Source organism: Sulfitobacter pacificus (genome assembly GCF_030159975.1).
Taxonomy (GTDB): domain Bacteria; phylum Pseudomonadota; class Alphaproteobacteria; order Rhodobacterales; family Rhodobacteraceae; genus Sulfitobacter; species Sulfitobacter pacificus.
Genome location: NZ_BSNL01000001.1, coordinates 1,912,427 through 1,932,247 on the forward strand (window position 1 = coordinate 1,912,427; position 19,821 = coordinate 1,932,247).

Sequence of the window (19,821 nt, forward strand, 5' to 3'; positions counted from 1 at the left end):
TCGTGCAGCTTCCTCTTGGGCTGCTTGCTGTGCCAGGGCCTCTGCCGCTGCGTCTTTCTCTGCCTGAACCCTGTCTTGGGCAGCCTCTGCGTCGGCCTCGATCGCCAAGGCCACCTCTTGTGCCTCTATCTCGACAACAGCGTCTTCGCTGCCGCCATCGCCTACAATCGCCTCAAGCCCCTCGTCAATCTTTGAAGAGGATTTGAACAGTCGGTCTTTTAGTTTCTTGAAAAACGCCAAAGCGGGCCTCCGCACCAGTTTCGTTCAGGCTTACCTGCTCTGCCCAAGGGATGGAAGTGCGCCTGTCGTAATTGACATAGGTGCCCACAGTGCCCAACAACACCCCATGTGTTTTCGCCCTGTACTTGTATTCGCCGTTTTGGCCCTTGCTTTTGCCACCACAGCACAAGCCGATCCCGGTCGCATGTGTTCCTCGCAGAAATGGGGTCATGCCCAATGCATCCGCCCGCAGCATTTTGTCTATGACACCTGCAACGCAATCCAGATTTTCGCGCAGCGGCACGGGCTGGACAGCGGTTTCTTAGCACGGCTGATCTGGCAGGAAAGCCGGTTTGACCCCAACGCCCTGTCCCATGCCGATGCCCGTGGCATTGCCCAGTTTATCCCCTCCACAGCCAAACGGCGCGGGTTAAAAGACCCCTATAATCCAGCGGACGCGCTGGAGCATTCAGCGCAATATCTCGCTGAAATGCTAAAGAAATACGGCAATGAAGGCATGGCCGCGATTGGCTATAACGGGGGAGAGCGGCGCGCCGAAGGTTTCCTGCTGGGCAAGGGGCTGGCCCCTGAAACCGTGAACTATGTGCCGATCATCACCGGGCTGAATGCCGAGGACTGGCGCGATGGCAAACCCAAGGTGCAGGACATGCGCCTGTCCAAGACCGAAAATTTCCTGCCTGCCTGCTATGCAATGGCGCAGAACCGGCGGATCACCCCGCTGGCCAAGCCGAAACCGCCAGCGCCCAAGGTCAAACCCTGGGGCGTTCAGGTCGGGTTTGCCCAATCAAAGAAAGGCGCGCAGGCCGCCGCGCGGTCCAAGACCGCCGCTTGCCGGGGGGTGCTGGGGCGTGAGAAAGCACAGCTGATCTACGAACCTCATAGGGTAGACCGCAAAAAGGGCTATTACTTCGCGCGGTTCGGCCGCAACAGCAAGGATGCGGCCCGCCAGCTTTGCGCCGCCATGCGCCGTCAGCGGTGTTCCTGTCGGGTTGTTGAAAACTGACTGATCAGGACTGCCAGGATTTTTTACAAACCGCGCCCGATTGCTTTCAAAGAAACCGCCGCGCCTTAAATCTCATCGGAAAAATGTTTCATCACCATGCGGATCGGGTTTGGTGCCGCTTGCCCCAGCCCGCAAATCGAAGCGTCCACCATGGCTGTCGACAATTCCTCCAACAACCCGGTGTCCCAGCGATCCGCCTGCATCAGTTTGACCGCCTTTTCACAGCCAACCCGACAAGGCGTACATTGCCCACAGCTTTCATCCTCAAAAAACCGCAGCATGTTCAGCGCCGCCGCCCTTGCAGAATCATCCTCGGACAGGACCACAACCGCAGCTGAGCCAATGAATGTGCCATGCGGCTGCAAGGTATCAAAATCCAGCGGAATATCATCCATGCTGGCCGGCAGCAGCCCTGAGGAAGGCCCCCCCGGTTGATAGGCCTTGAACACCTGCCCCTCGGCCATGCCGCCCGCCGCCGCGATCACATCGGTGATCGTTGATCCCGCGGCCAGCAGATATACCCCCGGCTGCGCCACACGCCCCGACACGGAATAAGATCGCAGCCCCTTGCGCCCGTTCAACTCCGTCCCAGACAGCACCTCCGGCCCTTCACGGCAAATCCGCGCCACCCAATGCAGGGTCTCGACGTTATGCACCAATGTCGGCTGACCAAAAATCCCCACCTGCGCCACAAAGGGCGGACGGTGGCGCGGCATACCGCGCTTGCCCTCGATGCTTTCAATCATCGCGGATTCTTCGCCACAGATATAGGCCCCGGCCCCGCGCCGCAGGTCGATATAACCCGCCTCGACAATGCCAGCATCTTCCAGAGCCTTGATCTCGAGCGCCAAAATTTCCAGCACCGCCGGATATTCATCACGCATATAAATAAAGGCTTTCTCCGCCTCGACCGCCCAGGCGGCGATCAACATGCCTTCAAGGAACAGATGCGGCACCCGCTCAAGGTAATAACGGTCCTTGAAAGTCCCCGGTTCACCTTCATCCCCGTTCACCGCTAAATAACGCGGCCCGGCGTTGGCGCGCACAAATCCCCATTTCTTGCCCGATGGGAACCCCGCCCCGCCCAACCCGCGCAGACCAGAAGACAGCACCTTATCCTGCACCGCTTCCCAATCGCCGCTTTCGCGCAACTCCTTCAACCGGGCATAGCCACCCGCCGCCGCATAGGCGTCAAACCCCTCATAGGCCGGCACATGCACATGGGTATCCCCCGCAGCAATCGCCGCCTCTACCTTTTCAACTGTGGCGTGAACAATATGGTTATGCCCGATCTCCAGAACAGGGGCGGTATCACAGCGCCCCATGCAGGGCGCGCGCAGCACACGCACCTCACTGGCATCCATGCCATCCTCCAGGGCAGCCTTCAGAGCCTGCGCGCCAGCCAGCTCGCAAGACAGGGAATCGCAAACCCGGATCGTCAAGGCAGGTGGTGAGGTCTCCCCCTCCTTCACCACATCGAAATGTGCGTAAAACGTCGCCACCTCATAGACCTCGGCCATCGACATGCGCATCTCTTCAGCCAATGCGCGCAAATGTGCCGCAGACAGGCAGCCGTATTCATCCTGGATCAGATGCAGGAACTCGATCAGCAAATCCGCACGACGCGGCTGGTCGCCCAACAAGGTACGCACGTCCTCCCAGGGGCCATCAAGCAATTGCCGTCCCTTGGTATGCCGGCGCCCCTTGCCCTTGCCCGATTTCCAGACGCCTTTCTCAGGGCTCTTGCCCGCCGCTTTGTCCTGCTGATCCAGCGCCATGATCTGTCCCCTCCTCCGGTGTTGTGGTCTTTCTAGCAACAAGCCTGGCTGTCCTACGATCCGAAAACGACAATTCCCCCGCCCTTTGCGCGTTCATTCTGTTTCTCCAACCGCTCGAAATCTCCTTTGCGGCGCATGGTTTCACCAATAAGAAACCGACCGCACCCGCACTGCCCCATCTAAACCCGCCAATACGACACCACTGCCCCGGCCTCCCGACCCCGCGAGCGGCAGATTGGCAAATTCCCGCGTGCCCCACTGGCAGAGCACCCGGTTTTCTGCCACTCTCGCCCTATGCGAATACTTGCCTGCCTCCTCACCCTCCTGTCCTTCCCCCTCGCGGCGCAAAACCTCATGAGCGCGGAAGAGTTTGACGCCTATACCAAAGGCAAAACCCTATTCTACGGCAATAGCGGACAGGCATATGGTGCGGAAATCTACCATGAAAACCGCCGTGTTGAATGGTCCTTCCTTGATGGCGAATGCAAATCAGGCGCATGGTATGAATCCAACGGGCTGATTTGCTTCACCTATGAAAACAACCCAACCCCACAATGCTGGAGTTTCATCAAAGGTCCCAACGGGTTGATCGCCAGATTCGAAAACCGCCCCGACACCACCGAACTTTATGAAGCCAAAGAGGGGGATCAGGAAATGCTCTGCCTCGGTCCCAAAGTCGGGGTCTGACAGCGCGACCAAAGCGCCCCGTCCCCCCTCTTTTTGGCCTTATATACTGTCCGCACTCTCAACCGGATCCAGACAGCCAAGGTTACCAATCCCTTACAACAAGGATCCCTGTTCCGGTGGCTCTGACGCTGCCTTTTTGCGCATAGGGGCGGCCTTGCCACCTACCGTCAAACGCCCATCCGCAAATTCGATCTCCAGGGCCGTCGCCTTTTTCGCCGCTTTGGTATCCGTGACCACCGCGCCATCCCCGCGCACCACGGCATACCCCCGCGCCAATGTCGCCTTGTAACTCATGGTTTCGCGCAACCGTTCAAGCCCGGCCAAACGTTGCCGCCAACCCTGCGTCTGTCGCATTCCGGCCTCGGACAGGCGCAGCGCCAATTTACCAAAGGCCTCCGCCTTAGCGGCACGGTCCCGCGCCAGAGCTGCCGGCCGAAACCCTTTGGCGCGACTCTCAAAACGATCACGTTTCGCGACCACCCCGCGCGCCAATGCTGGTCCCAATCGCACAGAAAGCGCCTCCAGCCGCCGCCGGTCGTTCGTCAGCCGCTGGCGCAGGGTCGCAGGCCGCAGGGATCCTGACACATCCGCCAGACGTACACGGCGGCGCTGCACACCAGCGATCAATGCAGGCCCCAACTGCTCTCCGGCCCGGTCCATCCGCTGGCGCGGCCCGTCGAGCAGGCTGTCCGCCCGCGGCAAGGCCCGCGCCATATCGCGCAGCCGCTGCCCCCGCGCCGTCAACCCATTGCTCAGCAACTGACCCATGCGCGCCGATTGCCCTTCAAGCCAGGCCGCCAGCTCATGACGCACCGGCACGGCCAGCTCCGCCGCGGCTGTTGGCGTGGGCGCGCGCTTGTCGGAAACAAAATCAATCAGGGTTGTATCGGTCTCATGCCCCACCGCCGAAATCAGCGGGATCGCGCTTGCCGCTGTGGCACGGGCAACCACCTCTTCATTAAAGCCCCATAGATCCTCAACCGATCCGCCGCCCCGCGCCACAATCAACAGGTCCGGCCGTGGCAAGGCCCCGCCCGGCGTCATCGCATTGAACCCATCAATCGCGCGGGCCACTTCGGGGGCGCATTTCGCGCCTTGCACCGCGACCGGCCAGATCAGCACCTTGCGTGGAAACCGGTCCCGCAAACGATGCAGGATATCGCGGATCACCGCACCGGATGGCGAGGTGACAACACCGATGACCTCCGGCAGGTAGGGAAGAGGCCGTTTGCGCGCCGGATCAAACAACCCTTCCGCCGCCAGCATTTTCTTGCGTTTTTCAAGCAAGGCCATCAAGGCCCCCATGCCCGCCGGTTTTATATCTTCAATAACAATCTGATACTTTGATTGCCCGCCAAAGGTGGTGATCCGCCCGGTGGCAATCACCTCCATCCCCTCTTCGGGCTGGGTTTCAAGCCGCGCAGACACACCTTTCCAGATCACACCGGAAATCACCGACTTGTCGTCTTTCAGATCCAGATAGATATGCCCCGAGCGCGGACGGCTGACACGTCCGACTTCGCCCTTGATGCGCACATGGGAAAATTCGCCCTCGATCACCCGTTTGATCGCACCCGACAGTTCGGTAACCGAAAACTCCGGGCTGTTCTGCCCCGGTGCCACCCCGTCCGGTGTATCGTCAAACATGTCCATCAGCTCGCCCCGCCTTTACCCCGAACCACCACGCCCTTGCCACGGCTTCGCCGCTCTTAGGGTATTGGTAGTTTATATCGGTTCAATCAAACGGCGAGACGCTTTAGATCGCCTTGCCCCTCGCCGCCCCACAGCTTAGAACGCCCGCAATCAAAGGCCAAGGGAGCACGCCCATGAATATCCTCATCTTAGGCAGCGGCGGACGCGAACACAGCCTCGCTTGGGCCACTTTGCAAAACCCCAAATGTGACAAGCTGATCGTCGCCCCGGGCAACGCCGGCATCGCAAAAATCGCCGATTGCGCCAGCATTGACATTATGGATGGTGCGGAAGTCATTAATTTTTGTGAAGAAAACAACATCGACTTCGTGATCATCGGGCCCGAAGCACCACTTGCCGTTGGTGTCGCCGATGATCTGCGCGGTGCTGGCTTTCTGGTCTTTGGCCCCTCGGCAGCCGCCGCCCAGCTTGAAGCCTCCAAAGCCTTTACCAAAGAAATCTGCGCTGCCAGCAACGCGCCTACGGCAGGCTATGCACATTTCACCGATCATGCCTCTGCCAAAACCTATGTCGCCAACACTCCCGCGCCACTGGTGATCAAGGCCGATGGTCTTGCCGCTGGCAAAGGGGTGATCATCGCAATGACAGATGCGGAAGCCGCCGCAGCGGTGGACGAGATGTTCGACGGTGCCTTTGGCGATGCCGGTGCCGAGGTGGTGATCGAAGAATTCATGGAAGGTGAAGAGGCGTCGTTCTTTATCCTCTGTGACGGGGAAAACGTGCTGCCCATTGGTACCGCACAGGATCACAAACGTGTCGGCGACGGCGACACCGGGCCCAATACCGGCGGCATGGGGGCCTATTCCCCGGCACCGGTCCTGACCGACGAAATCGCCCAAAAGGCGCTGGATGAAATCATCCGCCCGACCATGGCCGAAATGGCAAAACGCGGCATGCCATATCAGGGCGTGCTTTATGCGGGGTTGATGATCAAGGACGGCCAACCGCGTCTGGTGGAATATAACGCCCGGTTTGGCGATCCCGAATGTCAGGTGCTGATGATGCGCCTTGGCGCGCAGGCCTTTGATCTGATCCATGCCGCCGCACAGGGTCGCCTTTCGGAAATGCAAGTCAACTGGGCAGCAGATCACGCGATCACGGTTGTGATGGCCGCCAAAGGTTATCCCGCCACCTATGAAAAAGGAACTGTGATCAAGGGGTTGGATGGGTTACCTGAGGACAGCAGCAACATGGTCTTCCATGCAGGCACCACCGCCAAGGACGGCAGCATCACCGCCACCGGTGGCCGTGTGCTGAACATCACCGCGCGCGGTGCTACGCTGGAAGAAGCCCGCAACCGCGCCTACGCCATGGTGGATCAGATCGACTGGCCCGAAGGGTTCAACCGCAGTGACATCGGCTGGCGGGCATTAGGCTAGGCTACGCTCTAACAGGCCAGCGCCTGCGCGACGCTTTCGCGGCCTTCATAGGGAGCAAGAACCCTTGCCTGAAACCCGCCGTCACCCCAGCGCACCGTTAATATCTGCGTCCAGCCCGCATCCAACAGGATCATTTCCGGTCCCGCCCCGCAGTTCCGCACGCCGCCCGAAATATAGTCATCCCCGATCCGGTGGTTGGTCACCGGCTCCAAAATCGCAAAGCTCTTCATTTTGCCTATACCATAGCGCATCACAAACAGCCGCCGTGCCAGATGCGGACGGTCCACGACAGCGATGTCGATTGTCCCGTCCCCGTCAAAATCCGCCACTCCGACCGGTGCCATCCATCTGTTGCGCTGCCCGATGAAACTGGTCCAGGCCAGCAAAGCAGGCACCCCATCATCCTTCAGACCATAGACCGCCAGCCTTGCCCCCTTGTCGCGATGACTTTCGACAACGATGATTTCCGGGCGGCCGTCGCCGTCAAGATCCGCAAGACGCGGGGCCGTATCTTCATAAACCAGAACTTCCGGCAAACGCAGATGATAGCTCTGGGTTGTCCAAGTTTGAAAAACCGCACCCGGCTGGCTGGTCTCGCGGCGCACGGTGACCGTCATATTGCCCCATTCCACCGCGTCGCCCAGAACCCCATGTGCATAACGGGTCGTAGGCTCGTTATATTCTGCCGAGGTTATCACCTGCGCGCAAAGCGGGGCTGCCATCAGCCACAACAGCCAAGCAACCAGCCCCCCGCGCATGATTAAATCTGCTTGGCTGGCATCTTCACGCGCAAGCCGTCCAGTTCATCCGTGACCTTGATCTGACAGGTCAAACGCGAGGTGACCGGATCAGGTTCAAAGGCGAAATCCAGCATGTCTTCTTCCATGTCATCCTTGGCCGGTACCTTCTCTACCCAGGCCGGATCCACATAGACATGGCAAGTGGAACAGGCGCAGGCACCGCCGCAATCGGCTTCGATACCGGGAATGTTATTGTCGCGCGCGCCTTCCATGACCGTCAGCCCGCTGGCCACATCGACCACATGCTCTTTGCCGCCATGCTCTACGTAGGTAATTTTCGCCATGTCCGCTTTCCTGTCTTAAAGTTTAGATTGTTTCTAGCTGTGCCAGTCCCGGTCTGCCAGCCCCTTTTCGTTAGGGTCCTGCCCCTAGGCCCCAACCGCTAGGCAGCGCCACGAAAACGCGCTATTGTCTGCGTAAAATCAGACCCAAAGGCATCGGGCAATGACACAGGCACTATATAGAAACACGCGGGCCTGGCAGCTGACGCTGGGATTGCTGACCTGCGCAGCACTGGCAGGCTGTGATCCTGCCGCCACCGGCCCGGCAAACGAAGCCCCGGAACCCGGCGTGATGGAAGCCACCCGCAACGGCCCCGCTGATGCCCCAGAGGGCAGCTGTTGGGGCAAGACCGTCAGCCCGGCCGTGGTGGAACGGGTCACCAAACAGGTTCAGGTCAAACCCGCCTCCGTCAATCCCGATGGCACAATCGGCAGCCTGCCGGTCTATCGCACCGAAGAACGTCAGGTCATTGTGACGCCCCGGCGTGACAATTGGTTTCAGACCCCCTGTCCCGACGTGTTGACAGACGAATTTATCTCCTCGCTGCAACGCGCGCTGATGGTGCGCGGCGGCTATAGCGGTGCCATCACCGGCAAGCTGGACACCAATACCCGCGCTGCTGTGGAACAGTTCCAGCGCACAGAGGGGCTCAACAGTGCGGTTTTGTCATTGGCCACAGCCCGCACATTGGGCCTGATCGCCGTGCCGCGCGACCCGTCAAACTAACGAAAAAGGGCACCTGCAAAGGTGCCCTTCATCCATCTATCTACCGCTGGCGTCAGCGGCCCAGTGACAGCGCCACAAAACGTGGATCCCCGGCGCGTCGCACCAACAGCAGCAAGGACTTACGCCCCGCCTCTTTCGCCGCGGCAACCCGTTTCTCCAGATCCGCAATATTTGCGACCTTCTGCTGGCCCGCTTCGGTGATCACATCCCCCGTGCGCAGCCCTTTTTCAAAGGCCTCCGAGGTCTCATCAATCCCGGTAACCGCCAACCCGGTCATATCTCCTGCGATGCCCAGCTCCTTGCGGATGGCATCATTCAGCGGTGTCAGGGTCAACCCCAGGAGGTCCTTTGCCTCCGGCTCTGCCTCGACCTCTGGATCGCCGGTTTCAGCACTTGTGCCATTGGCATCCTCGCGCCGCCCCAGCACCACCTTGATGGTCTGGCTCTTGCCCTCGCGCATCACGGTGACGCGCACCGCAGCGCCCACCGGGCTGTTACCCACCTGACGGACCAGGGCACGCGTATCCGCCACCTCGACACCGTCAAAGGACATGATCACATCACCGGTCATCAAGCCCGCCTCTTTTGCGGGCCCATCCGGCACATCGGTGATCAAGGCACCCGTTGCCTTGGCCAGCCCCATGGCATCAGCCACATCGTCAGTTACATCCTGAATGCGCACCCCCAGCCAGCCGCGGCGCGTCTCGCCGAATTCCTTCAGCTGATCCACCACACGGGTCACCACGTTGGAAGCCATGGAAAACCCGATCCCGATCGAACCGCCATTCGGCGACAGGATCGCCGTGTTCACCCCGATCACACCCCCATCCATGTTGAACAAGGGCCCACCGGAGTTGCCCCGGTTGATCGCCGCATCGGTCTGGATATAATCATCATAGGTGCCGGAAAGTGCCCGGTTGCGCGCCGACACAATGCCCGCCGAAACCGAAAACCCCTGCCCCAGCGGGTTGCCCATGGCAATCACCCAATCCCCAACCCGGGCGGCATCACTGTCGCCAAAACTGACGAAAGGCAGAGGCTCTGTCGCCTCTACCTTCAACAATGCAATATCAGTGTTGGGATCCGTGCCGATCACCTCTGCCTTCAACTCGCTGCCAGAAAAGAACTCAATCGTGATCTCATCCGCACCTTCAATGACGTGGTTGTTGGTCACAACATAACCGTCTTCGGAAATCACAAACCCGGACCCCAGCGCGGAGGAGCGGCGTGGCCTTGGCCCCTCGCCATCACCGCCGTTGTTGCGGTCCTGAAACTCGCGGAAAAAATCCTCAAACGGGGAGCCTTCCGGCACAATCCCACGCGGGCCGGTACGCCCTTCAACCACCGTCGACGTGGTAATATTCACCACCGAGGGGCTGATCTTTTCGGCCAAAGGGGCCAGGCTCTCCGGCTTGGCAAATGCCGCCAGAGCCTGCACCAGCACCAATACAAAAGCCAAAGCAGTCAGCATCATGGCCTTGAACGTAAAACCTTCCGACACCGGTTTTGCCTGCACCTTAACCTGCACATCCCTGCGCCGCCGCAAATTGGCCCCTGTCTGCATCCCTGTTCTCCTGCTGTGTTCTGTTGGGGCACCCACGCCCGAAAATCTCTTGCAAACAGACTGCAACGCCCTCGCCTCTGCCGCAACATCAAAGATGTGGTTCATCACAGGGAATTCAACTGCCCACCGGGTCACAATCGCACCCGCCGCAGCAAAATCGCCCTTCTTTTTGGCCTTATATCCTGCGGGGAGTCATCTTTGATGACGGGGCAGAGCCCCTTAACAAAAAGAATGCAGGCTTGCCTGCCCCTTTGGATCACACCCCGATTTGAAACGCGATCCAGACAAAGATCAAGCCGCCGACAATCACCAGAAATCCGATCTGTCGCACCGCCGCTTCCGGCATCTGGCGCAGGGTTTCCAACATGCGCTCCAAAAGCGAAGGGGCCAGTGCGTACACCAGCCCCTCGAATATCATCACCAACCCAAAGGCCAGCAGGATCAGGCTCAATTGCGCTCTCCCTCAGCCGACCGGCTGCCTTGATCAGAACGCAGGTAATTGAAGAACTCACTATCCGGTGACAGAACCATGGTAGAGTTATTGCCTTTCAGCGCTTCCTCATAGGCCGTCAGAGAACGGTAGAATTCAAAGAACTCCTGATCCTTGCCATAGGCTTCTGCAAAGATCTTGTTACGTTCCGCATCCGCCTCACCTTCGATGATCCGCGCATCCCGGCGCGCCTCTGACAGGATCTCCTCATAGGTACGATCCGCCAAAGCAGTCACCCGCTGGGCCGCCTCACGACCACGCGCACGTTCATCCGTGGCTTCACGATCCCGCTCCGCAATCATCCGCTGCAGGGTCGCGGCAAAGTTCTGCTCTGGCAGGTTGGTCTGACGCAGGCGCACATCCACGACCGCAAGGCCCAGCGCATCGGCACGCGCATCCGCACGTTCGCGGATCTGTTCCATCAGCGAGGAACGTTCCGGCGACAGGATGGTATTCGACGTGACACCCTGCGCACCAAGAACCGCACGGATCTGCGATTCCATAATACCGCTCAGGTCATTGATCGCCTGACGTTCACCGCCCGCACCAATCGCCTTACGATATTGTTCAATGTCATCAATCCGGTAGAGGACAAATGCGTCGATCTCAAGACGCCGGTCATCGGCTGGCGTCACCTCGATCAGCTCTGTTTCCAGCGAGAGGATACGGTCTTCAAACCGCACAACCTCATCCAGCAGCGGCACTTTGAAACCGATGCCCGGCTCCGTGACCACCTGTTTGATCTGACCAAAGCGCAGCACCAGTGCCTTCTCGCGCTCATCCACAACAAAAATCGCAGACAGGACTGCAACAATCGCGACCACCACAATGGGCAGCAATAAACCCAATCTACCCATTAGTTTGATCCTCCGCTGCGGCGCAGCTCATTCAGCGGCAGATAGGGCACAACACCCTGCCCGCCTGTACCGCCAGTGCCATTCTCAAGGATGATCTTGTCGACATCCCCCAGTACTTTTTCCATGGTCTCGATATAAAGACGTTTACGCGTCACATCCGGTGCCGCCGCGTATTCGGTCAAAACCGCCTCAAAGCGGCTTGCTTCACCCACAGCATCGTTCACAACCCGCGCGCGATAGCCTTCCGCAGCTTCCAGCAGCTGCGCGGATTCACCACGGGCCTCGGCGGTTTTGCGGTTGGCATAGGCATCCGCCTGACGCTCCACCCGGTCACGCTCCTGCTCTGCGGCCTGAACGTCACGGAAGGCATCCACAACCGAACCCTGGGTGGTGGTACCATCGGCACTGGTGATGATCACATTCTGGCTGGGCGGATCCACCTTGTTAAGGTTGACGCGCAGCACGTTGATGCCGGTTTGACGGTTGTCCAGAGTAGACTGGATCAACACTTTGACTTGATCCGCAACCGCACCACGGTCACGGCTCAGGATCGGGGCCAGTTCGGATTGCGCAATCACTTCGCGCATCGCAGATTCCGAAATCGCCCGCACGGATGATTCCGGATCCCGCAAGGAGAATTTGAAATCCTTGGGGTTCTTGATGTTCCAGACCACCTGAAAATCGATGTCGACGATGTTCTCATCTGTGGTCAGCATCAGACCGTCATTGCCACCGCCGCCACGCCGCACACCCAATTCCTCTGTGCGGTTGGTGGTCACATCAAACACTTCAGCTGTCACAACCGGCCAAGGGGCAAAGTTGAGGCCCTCGGTGCCGATAGCGGAAAACTTGCCCAGAAACAGCTCGATCGACTGCTGTTCAGGGCGCACGGTATAAAAGCTCGCGAGGCTCCAAGCGACCACAGCCGCAACAATACCCAAACCAACAGTGCCACGGGTAAGGACCGGGCCGTTGCCCCCGCCGCCGCCAGAGCCATTGTTGCGCGGACGACCACCTCCGCCACCGCCCATCAGGACGCGCAGCTGCTCCTGGCCTTTCTTGACCAGCTCGTCGATCTCGGGGATTTGCGGTTTGTCGTCACCAGGACCACGCCCGCCCCCGCCACCATTATTATTGCCACGGTTTCCGGGCGTGTCGTCCCGTCCACCACCGCCTGAATTTCCGCCGCCGCCCCAAGGGCCGCCGTTGTTACCAGCCATGTATTCGTTTTCCCCTCATTCTGCCGCAGCTTTGCGACCGGATATTACATCAAGATGTGGTTGTTAAACCGTCAATTTCAACCGCTCCGTTGTGGTCGGCTTGTCTCTTCCTCATGCGCTGCGTGTTGGCGTGCGCATTGTCACCAGCTCTTCGGACATGGTGGGATGCACTGCACATGTGGCATCAAATTGCTCTTTTGTCAGCCTTGCCTTCACGGCAATACCCACCATCTGGATCAGCTCACCCGCATTTGGCGCGACAATGTGACATCCCAACACGATCCGGCTGGATTTGGAAACCACAAGTTTCATCAGCACCCGGTCCGGTTTGCCAGCAAAGGCGGTTTGCATCGGCTTGAAAGAGGTTGCATAGATCTCGACCTCTTCCTGTGCGCTGGCCTCTTCCTCGCTTAACCCCACGGTGCCCATTTCAGGCTGGGTGAAGACAGCGCTGGCAATCAGCTCGTGATCCACGGGTGTTGGATTACCGGCGAATACCGTCTGTACAAAAGCCATGCCTTCACGGATTGCCACAGGTGTCAGGTTCACCCGGTCGGTCACATCGCCAATCGCATAGATCGATGGCACGCCGGTCTGGCTGTATTCATTCACTTCGATCTGGCCTTTGCGGCCCAGTGCCACGCCAACCTCCTCAAGCCCCATGTTCTGGCTTGAAGGATCGCGGCCTGTAGCAAACATCACTTGATCAAAAACCACCTCACTGCCGTTGGTGGACTTTACCCGGATGCCGCCCTCTGCCTTATCCATCTCAACAATATTGGTGCCCAGATGCAGATTGACCCCGCTTTCAATCATGCTGTCCGCCACCAGACCGCGGGCCTCGTCATCAAAGCCGCGCAGGATCTGCGCGCCGCGGTAATACTGTGTTACTTCGACCCCCAAGCCGTTGAGAATGCAAGCGAATTCGCAGGCGATATAGCCACCACCGATGATTAGGATCGACTTGGGCAGGCTTTCCAAGTGAAAGATATCATCCGACACGATGCCAAGATCTGCATTGGGCAGATCAGGCCGCACCGGATGCCCGCCGGTGGCAATCAGGATATGTTTCGCCGTCTTGGTGGTTCCATCCGACAGGGCCACCGTATGAGGGTCCTTGATGCTGGCACGCAGATCAAATGTTTCCACACCCGATCCCGCCAGCAGCTTGCGGTACACCCCTTCGAGCCGGTCCAGCTCGTCCGTCATCTTGCCGCGAAAAGCGGTCCAGTCAAACGGCCCCGATTTGATGTCCCAGCCATAGGCCGCAGCCTCTGCCGGCATGTCGGCATATTCAGAGGCGAACACCATCAGCTTTTTGGGCACGCAGCCCCGGATCACACAGGTGCCGCCATAGCGGTCATCTTCGGCCAGCCCGACACGTGCGCCATGTTCGCCCGCTGCAACCCGCGCGGCGCGCACACCGCCAGAGCCGCCGCCGATGACGAAAAGATCAAAATCAAAGGTGTCAGCCATGGTATAGGTCCTTAATCAGAGAGGTCGGAGAACAGATTGTCCGACTCGACAAAATCCAGCCGCTCGGTGGCGACTGTCCCCTCATTTATGTCACGCACTTCGACACGACCATCCCCGTAACCGATCACAACCGCGTCACAAATGTCGATGAACAAACCATTTTCCACCACACCCGGCATCTGGTTGACCACCAGCGCCAGCTGGCGGGCATTGCCGATGCGGTTCAGGTGCAGGTCCAGAATATGGTTCCCCTCATCTGTCACATAAGGCACATCGCCATTCATCCGCAGAGTCGAAGTCCGCCCCAGAACATCCATGGAAATCAGCGTTTCCTCAATCAGCGCCTGTGTGGTTTGCCAGCCGAAGGGGATCACCTCAACCGGCAAGGGAAAGGCACCAAGGCTCTCAACCTCTTTGCCGACATCGGCAATCACCACCATCTGGTCACTCGCCGTCGCAACGATCTTTTCCTGCAACAAGGCACCACCGCCGCCCTTGATCAGGTTCAAACTGCCGTCAAATTCATCCGCCCCGTCGATGGTCAAATCCAGCCATTTGGCCTCGTCCAGCGAAATCACTTCAATCCCGACACCGCGTGCCAGTTCTGCCGTGCGCGAGGAAGTCGGCACCCCTTTTATCCGCAAACCGTCGTCGCGCACCATTTCCCCCAGACAACGCACCAGCCAGGCGGCTGTGGATCCGGTGCCCAGCCCCACACGCATGCCGTCCTCGACGAATTGCGCCGCGCGTTTGGCAGCAACAAACTTTGCCTTGTCGATGGGGGACAGTTCTCCGGCCATGGGCAGCTCCGATGCAGGTCGTGTGCAGATCATCTTTCGGGTCTTATAGGTAGATTCCCTTGCAGGCGCGAGGGCAGGATGCTGCTTTTTTGATCCCGCCCTCCCCGCCACTGGCGAAACATCCTTTACCCGCAACCGAATATTAAGCAGCCTTCAAGCACAACAGCGCCCGTTCTGAACTACATCAGGTCGTATTCATACGTGCAACGCCCGCCCAACCGCTTACAAAGCCCACATGACATATATCCTGCACTACGCGCCTGATAACGCCTCCCTGATCATCCGTGCCGCGTTGGAACTGCGCGGCCTGCCCTATCGCACACAGCTGGTCGATCGCCGCAGCAAGGAACAAATGTCGCCCGCCTACCGCGCCCTTAACCCCAACGGTCTGATCCCGGTGCTGGAAACGCCACAGGGTCCGATGTTTGAAACCGGCGCAATCCTGCTTTGGCTGGCCGATACACATGGCGGACTTGGCCCCGCCCCGGAGAGTTCTGCCCGCGCGGACTTCCTGAAATGGTTGTTTTTTATCTCCAACACGATCCATCCCGCCCTGCGGATGATGTTCTACCCCGCCAAATATATCGCAGACGACCATATCGCAGCCTTGCGGGCGGGGCTGGCGGACACCCTGCACCAAAGCTTTACCACGTTGGATCAGGCGGCCGCCGGGAACCCCGCCTTGTTTGCCGGGGCCAGTCCCACGGTGCTTGAGCTTTACGCCGCCGCCCTGTTACGCTGGTCGGCAATTTACCCCGCAGAGCACGACAAGACTTGGTTTTCACTGGCAAATTACCCCGCGCTTCAACGCATCTGCCTGCGGCTCGAAACCCTGCCGGTGATAGAGTGCTTGCAGATCACCGAAGGCTTGGGCACACATCCGTTCAGCGATCCCCAGTTTCCCACCCCACCAATAGGCAGCGCCACCTGATGTTTCTTTCCGTCTTCGATATGTTCAAAGTGGGCATCGGTCCATCGTCCTCGCATACCATGGGTCCGATGGTGGCTGCCGCCCGCTTCCTTGATGCAATGCGCGCCTCGCCGTTCAAATTTGCAGGGCTGCGCGCCTCGCTGCATGGCTCGCTGGCCTTTACCGGTGTGGGGCATGCCACCGACCGCGCCACGATCCTTGGACTCGCCGGATTCACCCCGGAAAGCTATGACGCGAAAAAAGCCGAGGCCACACTCCAGATGATCAATGCGGATCACCGGATCACGGTCGACGGGCTGCCGCCGCTTGCCTTCAACCCGAAAACCGATCTGATCTTTGACTATGACACCAAACTTGAGGGCCACGCCAATGGCATGATGCTGATGGCCACCGATGCCCAGGGCGACGTCACCCTGCGTGAAACCTATTATTCCATCGGCGGCGGCTTTGTGATGACCGAAAAGGAACTGGCCGCCGGCAAAGACACCGACGAAGGCGCGCCAATCCCGTTTCCATTCAAATCCGCCACCGAAATGCTGGAGATGTCCAAAACATCGGGCAAAACCATTGCCCAGATGAAACGCGCCAATGAGGTGTCCCGCAACGGTGAAATCCACCTGCGTGCCGGCACAAAACGCCTTTGGCAGGTGATGAACGACTGTATTGACCGTGGGCTGAACAGCGAAGGCACCCTGCCCGGCGGCCTCAATGTAAAGCGCCGTGCCAAAGGCATCCATGACGCGCTGATGGCGGAACGCGGATTGAACCAGCCCGCACCCCATACGATCAACGACTGGATGGGGGCCTATGCCATGGCGGTAAACGAGGAAAACGCCGCCGGTGGTCAGGTTGTCACCGCCCCGACCAATGGGGCTGCCGGGGTGCTGCCGGCGACTATCCGATATTACCTTGATCACGTGCCAGGTGCCTCCGAAACCCATATCGAAGATTTCCTGCTGACCGCCGCCGCCATCGGTGGGCTGGTCAAATTCAACGCCTCGATCTCCGGTGCAGAAGCCGGCTGTCAGGCCGAAGTCGGCTCTGCCGCCGCAATGTCCGCCGCTGGTCTCTGTGCCGTGATGGGGGGGACACCGGAACAGGTAGAAAACGCCGCTGAGATTGCGCTGGAACACCACCTTGGCATGACCTGCGACCCGGTCAAGGGTCTGGTGCAGGTGCCTTGCATCGAACGCAACGGGCTTGGCACGATCAAGGCCGTCTCTGCCGCCTCTCTCGCCCTGCGTGGCGACGGCACCCACCTTGTGCCGCTGGATGCCTGCATCGAAACCATGCGCCAGACCGGTGCGGATATGTCCGAAAAATATAAGGAAACCTCGCTGGGCGGCCTTGCCGTCAACGTGCCGAACTGCTGAGCTTCGCCTGAATGGGGTACATTTAGCGACATTTTCCCCATGTTTTATGGATTTACACACCTCAGAACTGTCCTTAGTCAACAAAAAGGACAGAACCATGAACAAGCTCCTCGCCGAATGTATCGGCACATTTACCCTCGTCTTTCTGGGCTGCGGCTCTGCGGTTCTCGCGACCACCAACCCTGATCTCGGCCCCGGCCTCGTCGGCATCTCAATGGCCTTTGGCCTCGCACTCATCGGCATGGCCTATGGTATCGGCGCGGTGTCAGGCTGCCACATCAATCCGGCGGTCTCACTCGGTGCCATGCTGGCAGGCCGCATGCCCCAGGGCGAAATGTTCCGCTATTGGGCGGCACAGGTGGTCGGTGCAACGCTGGGCGCATTGGCGCTGGTCCTGATCATGCAAGGCAAAATCGGCGGTTATGATGGCGGCTACGGCGCCAATGGATGGGGAACCGGTTATCTGGGCGAATTCAATATGTTCTCCGCCCTTCTTTTCGAGATCATTGCCACCTTCCTCTTTGTCGTTGTGATCCTTGGGGCCACCGGAAAAGGCGCAGCCACGGCGATTGCCGGTCTTGGTATAGGTCTGACCCTCATTGTTATCCACATCGTTGGCATCAATGTCACAGGTGTCTCGGTCAATCCCGCGCGGTCCTTCGGTCCCGCCCTCTTTTCGGGCGGCGCGGCAATGGCGCAGCTCTGGCTCTTCATCCTTGCGCCGATGATCGGTGGCGCTGCCGCAGGTATCCTGTTCCGTACAGGGCTGCTGGACGCCGAAGCACCCGAGACCGACGTGCGTGTCGACGCCAGCACGTGAACCCGGTGATTCTGCGCGAGGTCAAGGATGCCGCAGGCACCAATCTGTGATTGGCCTGTCCTTTACCCCGCGCAGAATCTCCACCACCCTTGAACAGGTGACTTGAGGATCAGATTGATCCCTCAAGCACCTCTCAGCAAATAGGATCACCCCTTCACCACACGCCACACCACATTCTGTGAGAACATCCGCGCCAGTCCCCAAAATTGTATCGCAGGTCAGCGCGGCCTCTGGATCAACCGCGCCCGCGCACCGGCACCTCATAGCCCCGCTCTTCAGGTTCATCATCCACCAATTCGTTCGGGAACCCCGGTGCCGTGATGCTTAACCCAGTTGCTTCTTCCAGCCGCTCAATCATCCGGTCCGATTGCGCCTTTTCACCATAGCGTGCCTGCCCGTCGGTCAGCATCGAAATCATCAAGGGCGAGAGTTCAAGCGGCACCTGATGTTCATCCGCCAAGCTCTGGAAAAGACCGACATCTTTCTGCACCAGATCCAAGGTGAAATTCACGTCCCGCGCGCCCGAGAGGATCAGCTGACTTTCGGTTTCATGCACAAAACTATTCCCCGAGGAGGCCGCAATCGCCTCATAGGTCACACCCAAATCCATGCCTGCGGCCTTCATCACCGTCAACGCCTCGCACAGCGACAAAAGGTTGATGGTTGCCAAATAGTTGGTCATCACTTTTAACGTGCTCGACACGCCCACATCACCCACATGTAAAATCCGTCGCCCCATATGGGTCAGCACCGGCAGGGCCTTGTCAAAAGTTTCGCGGGTGCAGCCTGCATAGATCGAGATATTGCCGGTATCCGCCCGGTGACACCCGCCGGAAACCGGACAATCCACCGCTTCGCCCCCTGCGGCGATCACCGCCGCCGCGTGATCCTTGATCTGCTGCGCATCTGTGGTCGACATCTCCATCCAGATCTTGCCCGGCCCCACATGCGGCAGGATCTCCGCCACCACCGCCGCACAGGCTGCCGGGCTGGGCAGACAGGTGATCACCGCATCGCAGCCTTGCATCAGCTCTGCTGCCGACCGGCCATCCCGCGCACCGCGCGTGACAAAATCCGCCACGAAATCTGCGTTAAGGTCAAATACAGCCAGATCCACGCCATTGCGCAATAATGATCCCGCCAGTTTTCCACCGACATTGCCCAATCCGATAAACCCGACTTTCATGGCGCTCTCCCTATTCTCTTTGTCCCATGAAGCGAGGGCAAAACCGACATGTCGCGCCCACATGCGACCCTTCCGGCATCGCTCTCACTCTCTGGCTGAGATTGACGCTACGGTAGTGAAAAGGCCCGCCTGTTTGGCGGGCCTGCTCAGGATCATCGGGTAGGATGGGAACGGCGGACATTGCCATGCCAGTCTTCCCCAGGGATCACGCTTTCTTGCGTCTGGGATAACCCATCCAATATGCCGCTGGAGTTGGTCAAAAGTAGAACCAGCAACACAGCCGAGATGCTTAAGAACACCACGGCCATTTTGGGGAATGCAGCTTGGGATGTAGGTCTGTGATCTGTGTCTTGGCACGCCATGAGGGCCTCCTAGGGTTATGGTGCAGCTCTTACCTATGGGCTTCTATGAAATTCACAAAACGAATATATGTTGGGATATACATCACGAAATTCGATGATTGGTGCAGCCCTGCACAGATAGGGTTCAATTTTGC

General features: G+C 59.0%; 18 protein-coding genes. 7 read left to right on the top strand and 11 right to left on the bottom strand.

The window, feature by feature from the left end; genetic code table 11:
- Nucleotides 1-346 precede the first annotated feature (346 nt).
- Nucleotides 347-1,243 (top strand): lytic transglycosylase domain-containing protein, encoded by an 897-nt coding sequence (locus QQL78_RS09590; RefSeq protein WP_284372877.1) that lies wholly within the window; start codon nt 347-349, stop codon nt 1,241-1,243.
- A gap of 65 nt (nt 1,244-1,308) precedes the next feature.
- Here the strand turns inward: QQL78_RS09590 and QQL78_RS09595 are convergent, their stop codons facing one another.
- Entirely contained in the window at nt 1,309-3,021 is a 1,713-nt protein-coding gene (locus QQL78_RS09595) for an NAD(P)H-dependent oxidoreductase subunit E (RefSeq protein WP_284372879.1), read from the bottom strand.
- A 294-nt stretch (nt 3,022-3,315) separates the two neighbouring features.
- Between QQL78_RS09595 and QQL78_RS09600 the strand changes: the two genes are divergently transcribed.
- Complete coding sequence (locus tag QQL78_RS09600; RefSeq protein ID WP_284372881.1) at nt 3,316-3,708, top strand: hypothetical protein; 393 nt, start codon at nt 3,316-3,318, stop codon at nt 3,706-3,708.
- Between the two features lie 93 nt (nt 3,709-3,801).
- Here QQL78_RS09600 and xseA read toward each other — a convergent pair whose 3' ends face one another.
- Nucleotides 3,802-5,361 carry an exodeoxyribonuclease VII large subunit gene (gene xseA, locus QQL78_RS09605; protein WP_284372882.1) on the bottom strand — a complete coding sequence of 520 codons (1,560 nt, stop codon included), beginning with the start codon at nt 5,359-5,361 and terminating at the stop codon, nt 3,802-3,804.
- A 173-nt stretch (nt 5,362-5,534) separates the two neighbouring features.
- On the opposite strand from xseA, the gene purD reads away from it, so the two are divergent.
- On the top strand, nt 5,535-6,800 hold the full coding sequence (gene purD, locus QQL78_RS09610; RefSeq protein WP_284372884.1) for a phosphoribosylamine--glycine ligase: 1,266 nt from the start codon (nt 5,535-5,537) through the stop codon (nt 6,798-6,800).
- 8 nt (nt 6,801-6,808) lie between these two features.
- On the opposite strand, the gene QQL78_RS09615 is transcribed toward purD, so the two are convergent.
- Both QQL78_RS09615 and QQL78_RS09620 read right to left on the bottom strand, forming a co-directional pair.
- Nucleotides 6,809-7,558, bottom strand: coding sequence for an FG-GAP repeat domain-containing protein (locus tag QQL78_RS09615; protein WP_284372886.1), 750 nt, complete (start codon nt 7,556-7,558; stop codon nt 6,809-6,811).
- Nucleotides 7,559-7,560: 2 nt separating this feature from the next.
- Nucleotides 7,561-7,884 (bottom strand): 2Fe-2S iron-sulfur cluster-binding protein, encoded by a 324-nt coding sequence (locus QQL78_RS09620; protein WP_284372888.1) that lies wholly within the window; start codon nt 7,882-7,884, stop codon nt 7,561-7,563.
- A 160-nt stretch (nt 7,885-8,044) separates the two neighbouring features.
- Here QQL78_RS09620 and QQL78_RS09625 point away from each other — a divergent pair, with 160 nt between their 5' ends.
- On the top strand, nt 8,045-8,608 hold the full coding sequence (locus QQL78_RS09625) for a peptidoglycan-binding domain-containing protein (RefSeq protein ID WP_284372890.1): 564 nt from the start codon (nt 8,045-8,047) through the stop codon (nt 8,606-8,608).
- Between the two features lie 52 nt (nt 8,609-8,660).
- Here QQL78_RS09625 and QQL78_RS09630 read toward each other — a convergent pair whose 3' ends face one another.
- The 6 genes from QQL78_RS09630 to rpiA form a co-directional block, all read right to left on the bottom strand.
- Complete coding sequence (locus QQL78_RS09630; RefSeq protein WP_386257878.1) at nt 8,661-10,172, bottom strand: DegQ family serine endoprotease; 1,512 nt, start codon at nt 10,170-10,172, stop codon at nt 8,661-8,663.
- A 256-nt stretch (nt 10,173-10,428) separates the two neighbouring features.
- Nucleotides 10,429-10,623, bottom strand: coding sequence for a DUF2065 domain-containing protein (locus QQL78_RS09635; protein ID WP_284372892.1), 195 nt, complete (start codon nt 10,621-10,623; stop codon nt 10,429-10,431).
- Entirely contained in the window at nt 10,620-11,519 is a 900-nt protein-coding gene (gene hflC, locus QQL78_RS09640) for a protease modulator HflC (RefSeq protein WP_284372894.1), read from the bottom strand. Before hflC ends, QQL78_RS09635 begins: the two co-directional genes overlap by 4 nt.
- Nucleotides 11,519-12,739 carry an FtsH protease activity modulator HflK gene (gene hflK / locus QQL78_RS09645; RefSeq protein ID WP_284372895.1) on the bottom strand — a complete coding sequence of 407 codons (1,221 nt, stop codon included), beginning with the start codon at nt 12,737-12,739 and terminating at the stop codon, nt 11,519-11,521. The genes hflC and hflK overlap by 1 nt, the downstream gene beginning before the upstream one ends.
- A 111-nt stretch (nt 12,740-12,850) precedes the next feature.
- Nucleotides 12,851-14,215, bottom strand: coding sequence for a glutathione-disulfide reductase (gene gor, locus QQL78_RS09650; protein ID WP_284372897.1), 1,365 nt, complete (start codon nt 14,213-14,215; stop codon nt 12,851-12,853).
- A gap of 11 nt (nt 14,216-14,226) precedes the next feature.
- Complete coding sequence (rpiA, locus tag QQL78_RS09655; protein WP_284372899.1) at nt 14,227-15,015, bottom strand: ribose-5-phosphate isomerase RpiA; 789 nt, start codon at nt 15,013-15,015, stop codon at nt 14,227-14,229.
- Nucleotides 15,016-15,250: 235 nt separating this feature from the next.
- Here rpiA and QQL78_RS09660 point away from each other — a divergent pair, with 235 nt between their 5' ends.
- The 3 genes from QQL78_RS09660 to QQL78_RS09670 all read left to right on the top strand — a co-directional run bounded on the left by QQL78_RS09660 (nt 15,251) and on the right by QQL78_RS09670 (nt 18,139).
- Nucleotides 15,251-15,946, top strand: coding sequence for a glutathione S-transferase family protein (locus QQL78_RS09660; RefSeq protein WP_284372901.1), 696 nt, complete (start codon nt 15,251-15,253; stop codon nt 15,944-15,946).
- Complete coding sequence (locus QQL78_RS09665) at nt 15,946-17,319, top strand: L-serine ammonia-lyase (RefSeq protein WP_284372903.1); 1,374 nt, start codon at nt 15,946-15,948, stop codon at nt 17,317-17,319. The genes QQL78_RS09660 and QQL78_RS09665 overlap by 1 nt, the downstream gene beginning before the upstream one ends.
- Before the next feature lie 97 nt (nt 17,320-17,416).
- The gene (locus QQL78_RS09670; RefSeq protein WP_284372905.1) at nt 17,417-18,139 is read left to right on the top strand and encodes an aquaporin; all 723 of its coding nucleotides are present in this window, start codon (nt 17,417-17,419) and stop codon (nt 18,137-18,139) included.
- Between the two features lie 235 nt (nt 18,140-18,374).
- Here the strand turns inward: QQL78_RS09670 and QQL78_RS09675 are convergent, their stop codons facing one another.
- Nucleotides 18,375-19,325 (bottom strand): NAD(P)-dependent oxidoreductase, encoded by a 951-nt coding sequence (locus QQL78_RS09675; protein WP_284372907.1) that lies wholly within the window; start codon nt 19,323-19,325, stop codon nt 18,375-18,377.
- Nucleotides 19,326-19,821: the final 496 nt, after the last annotated feature.

Bases quoted from the DNA above. Each gene is read 5' to 3' on its own strand.
- QQL78_RS09590 (WP_284372877.1), top strand. From the start codon at position 347: ATGTGTTTTCGCCCTGTACTTGTATTCGCCGTTTTGGCCCTTGCTTTT.
- QQL78_RS09595 (WP_284372879.1), bottom strand. From the start codon at position 3,021: ATGGCGCTGGATCAGCAGGACAAAGCGGCGGGCAAGAGCCCTGAGAAA.
- QQL78_RS09600 (WP_284372881.1), top strand. From the start codon at position 3,316: ATGCGAATACTTGCCTGCCTCCTCACCCTCCTGTCCTTCCCCCTCGCG.
- xseA (WP_284372882.1), bottom strand. From the start codon at position 5,361: ATGGACATGTTTGACGATACACCGGACGGGGTGGCACCGGGGCAGAAC.
- purD (WP_284372884.1), top strand. From the start codon at position 5,535: ATGAATATCCTCATCTTAGGCAGCGGCGGACGCGAACACAGCCTCGCT.
- QQL78_RS09615 (WP_284372886.1), bottom strand. From the start codon at position 7,558: ATGCGCGGGGGGCTGGTTGCTTGGCTGTTGTGGCTGATGGCAGCCCCG.
- QQL78_RS09620 (WP_284372888.1), bottom strand. From the start codon at position 7,884: ATGGCGAAAATTACCTACGTAGAGCATGGCGGCAAAGAGCATGTGGTC.
- QQL78_RS09625 (WP_284372890.1), top strand. From the start codon at position 8,045: ATGACACAGGCACTATATAGAAACACGCGGGCCTGGCAGCTGACGCTG.
- QQL78_RS09630 (WP_386257878.1), bottom strand. From the start codon at position 10,172: ATGCAGACAGGGGCCAATTTGCGGCGGCGCAGGGATGTGCAGGTTAAG.
- hflC (WP_284372894.1), bottom strand. From the start codon at position 11,519: ATGGGTAGATTGGGTTTATTGCTGCCCATTGTGGTGGTCGCGATTGTT.
- hflK (WP_284372895.1), bottom strand. From the start codon at position 12,739: ATGGCTGGTAACAACGGCGGCCCTTGGGGCGGCGGCGGAAATTCAGGC.
- gor (WP_284372897.1), bottom strand. From the start codon at position 14,215: ATGGCTGACACCTTTGATTTTGATCTTTTCGTCATCGGCGGCGGCTCT.
- rpiA (WP_284372899.1), bottom strand. From the start codon at position 15,015: ATGGCCGGAGAACTGTCCCCCATCGACAAGGCAAAGTTTGTTGCTGCC.
- QQL78_RS09660 (WP_284372901.1), top strand. From the start codon at position 15,251: ATGACATATATCCTGCACTACGCGCCTGATAACGCCTCCCTGATCATC.
- QQL78_RS09665 (WP_284372903.1), top strand. From the start codon at position 15,946: ATGTTTCTTTCCGTCTTCGATATGTTCAAAGTGGGCATCGGTCCATCG.
- QQL78_RS09670 (WP_284372905.1), top strand. From the start codon at position 17,417: ATGAACAAGCTCCTCGCCGAATGTATCGGCACATTTACCCTCGTCTTT.
- QQL78_RS09675 (WP_284372907.1), bottom strand. From the start codon at position 19,325: ATGAAAGTCGGGTTTATCGGATTGGGCAATGTCGGTGGAAAACTGGCG.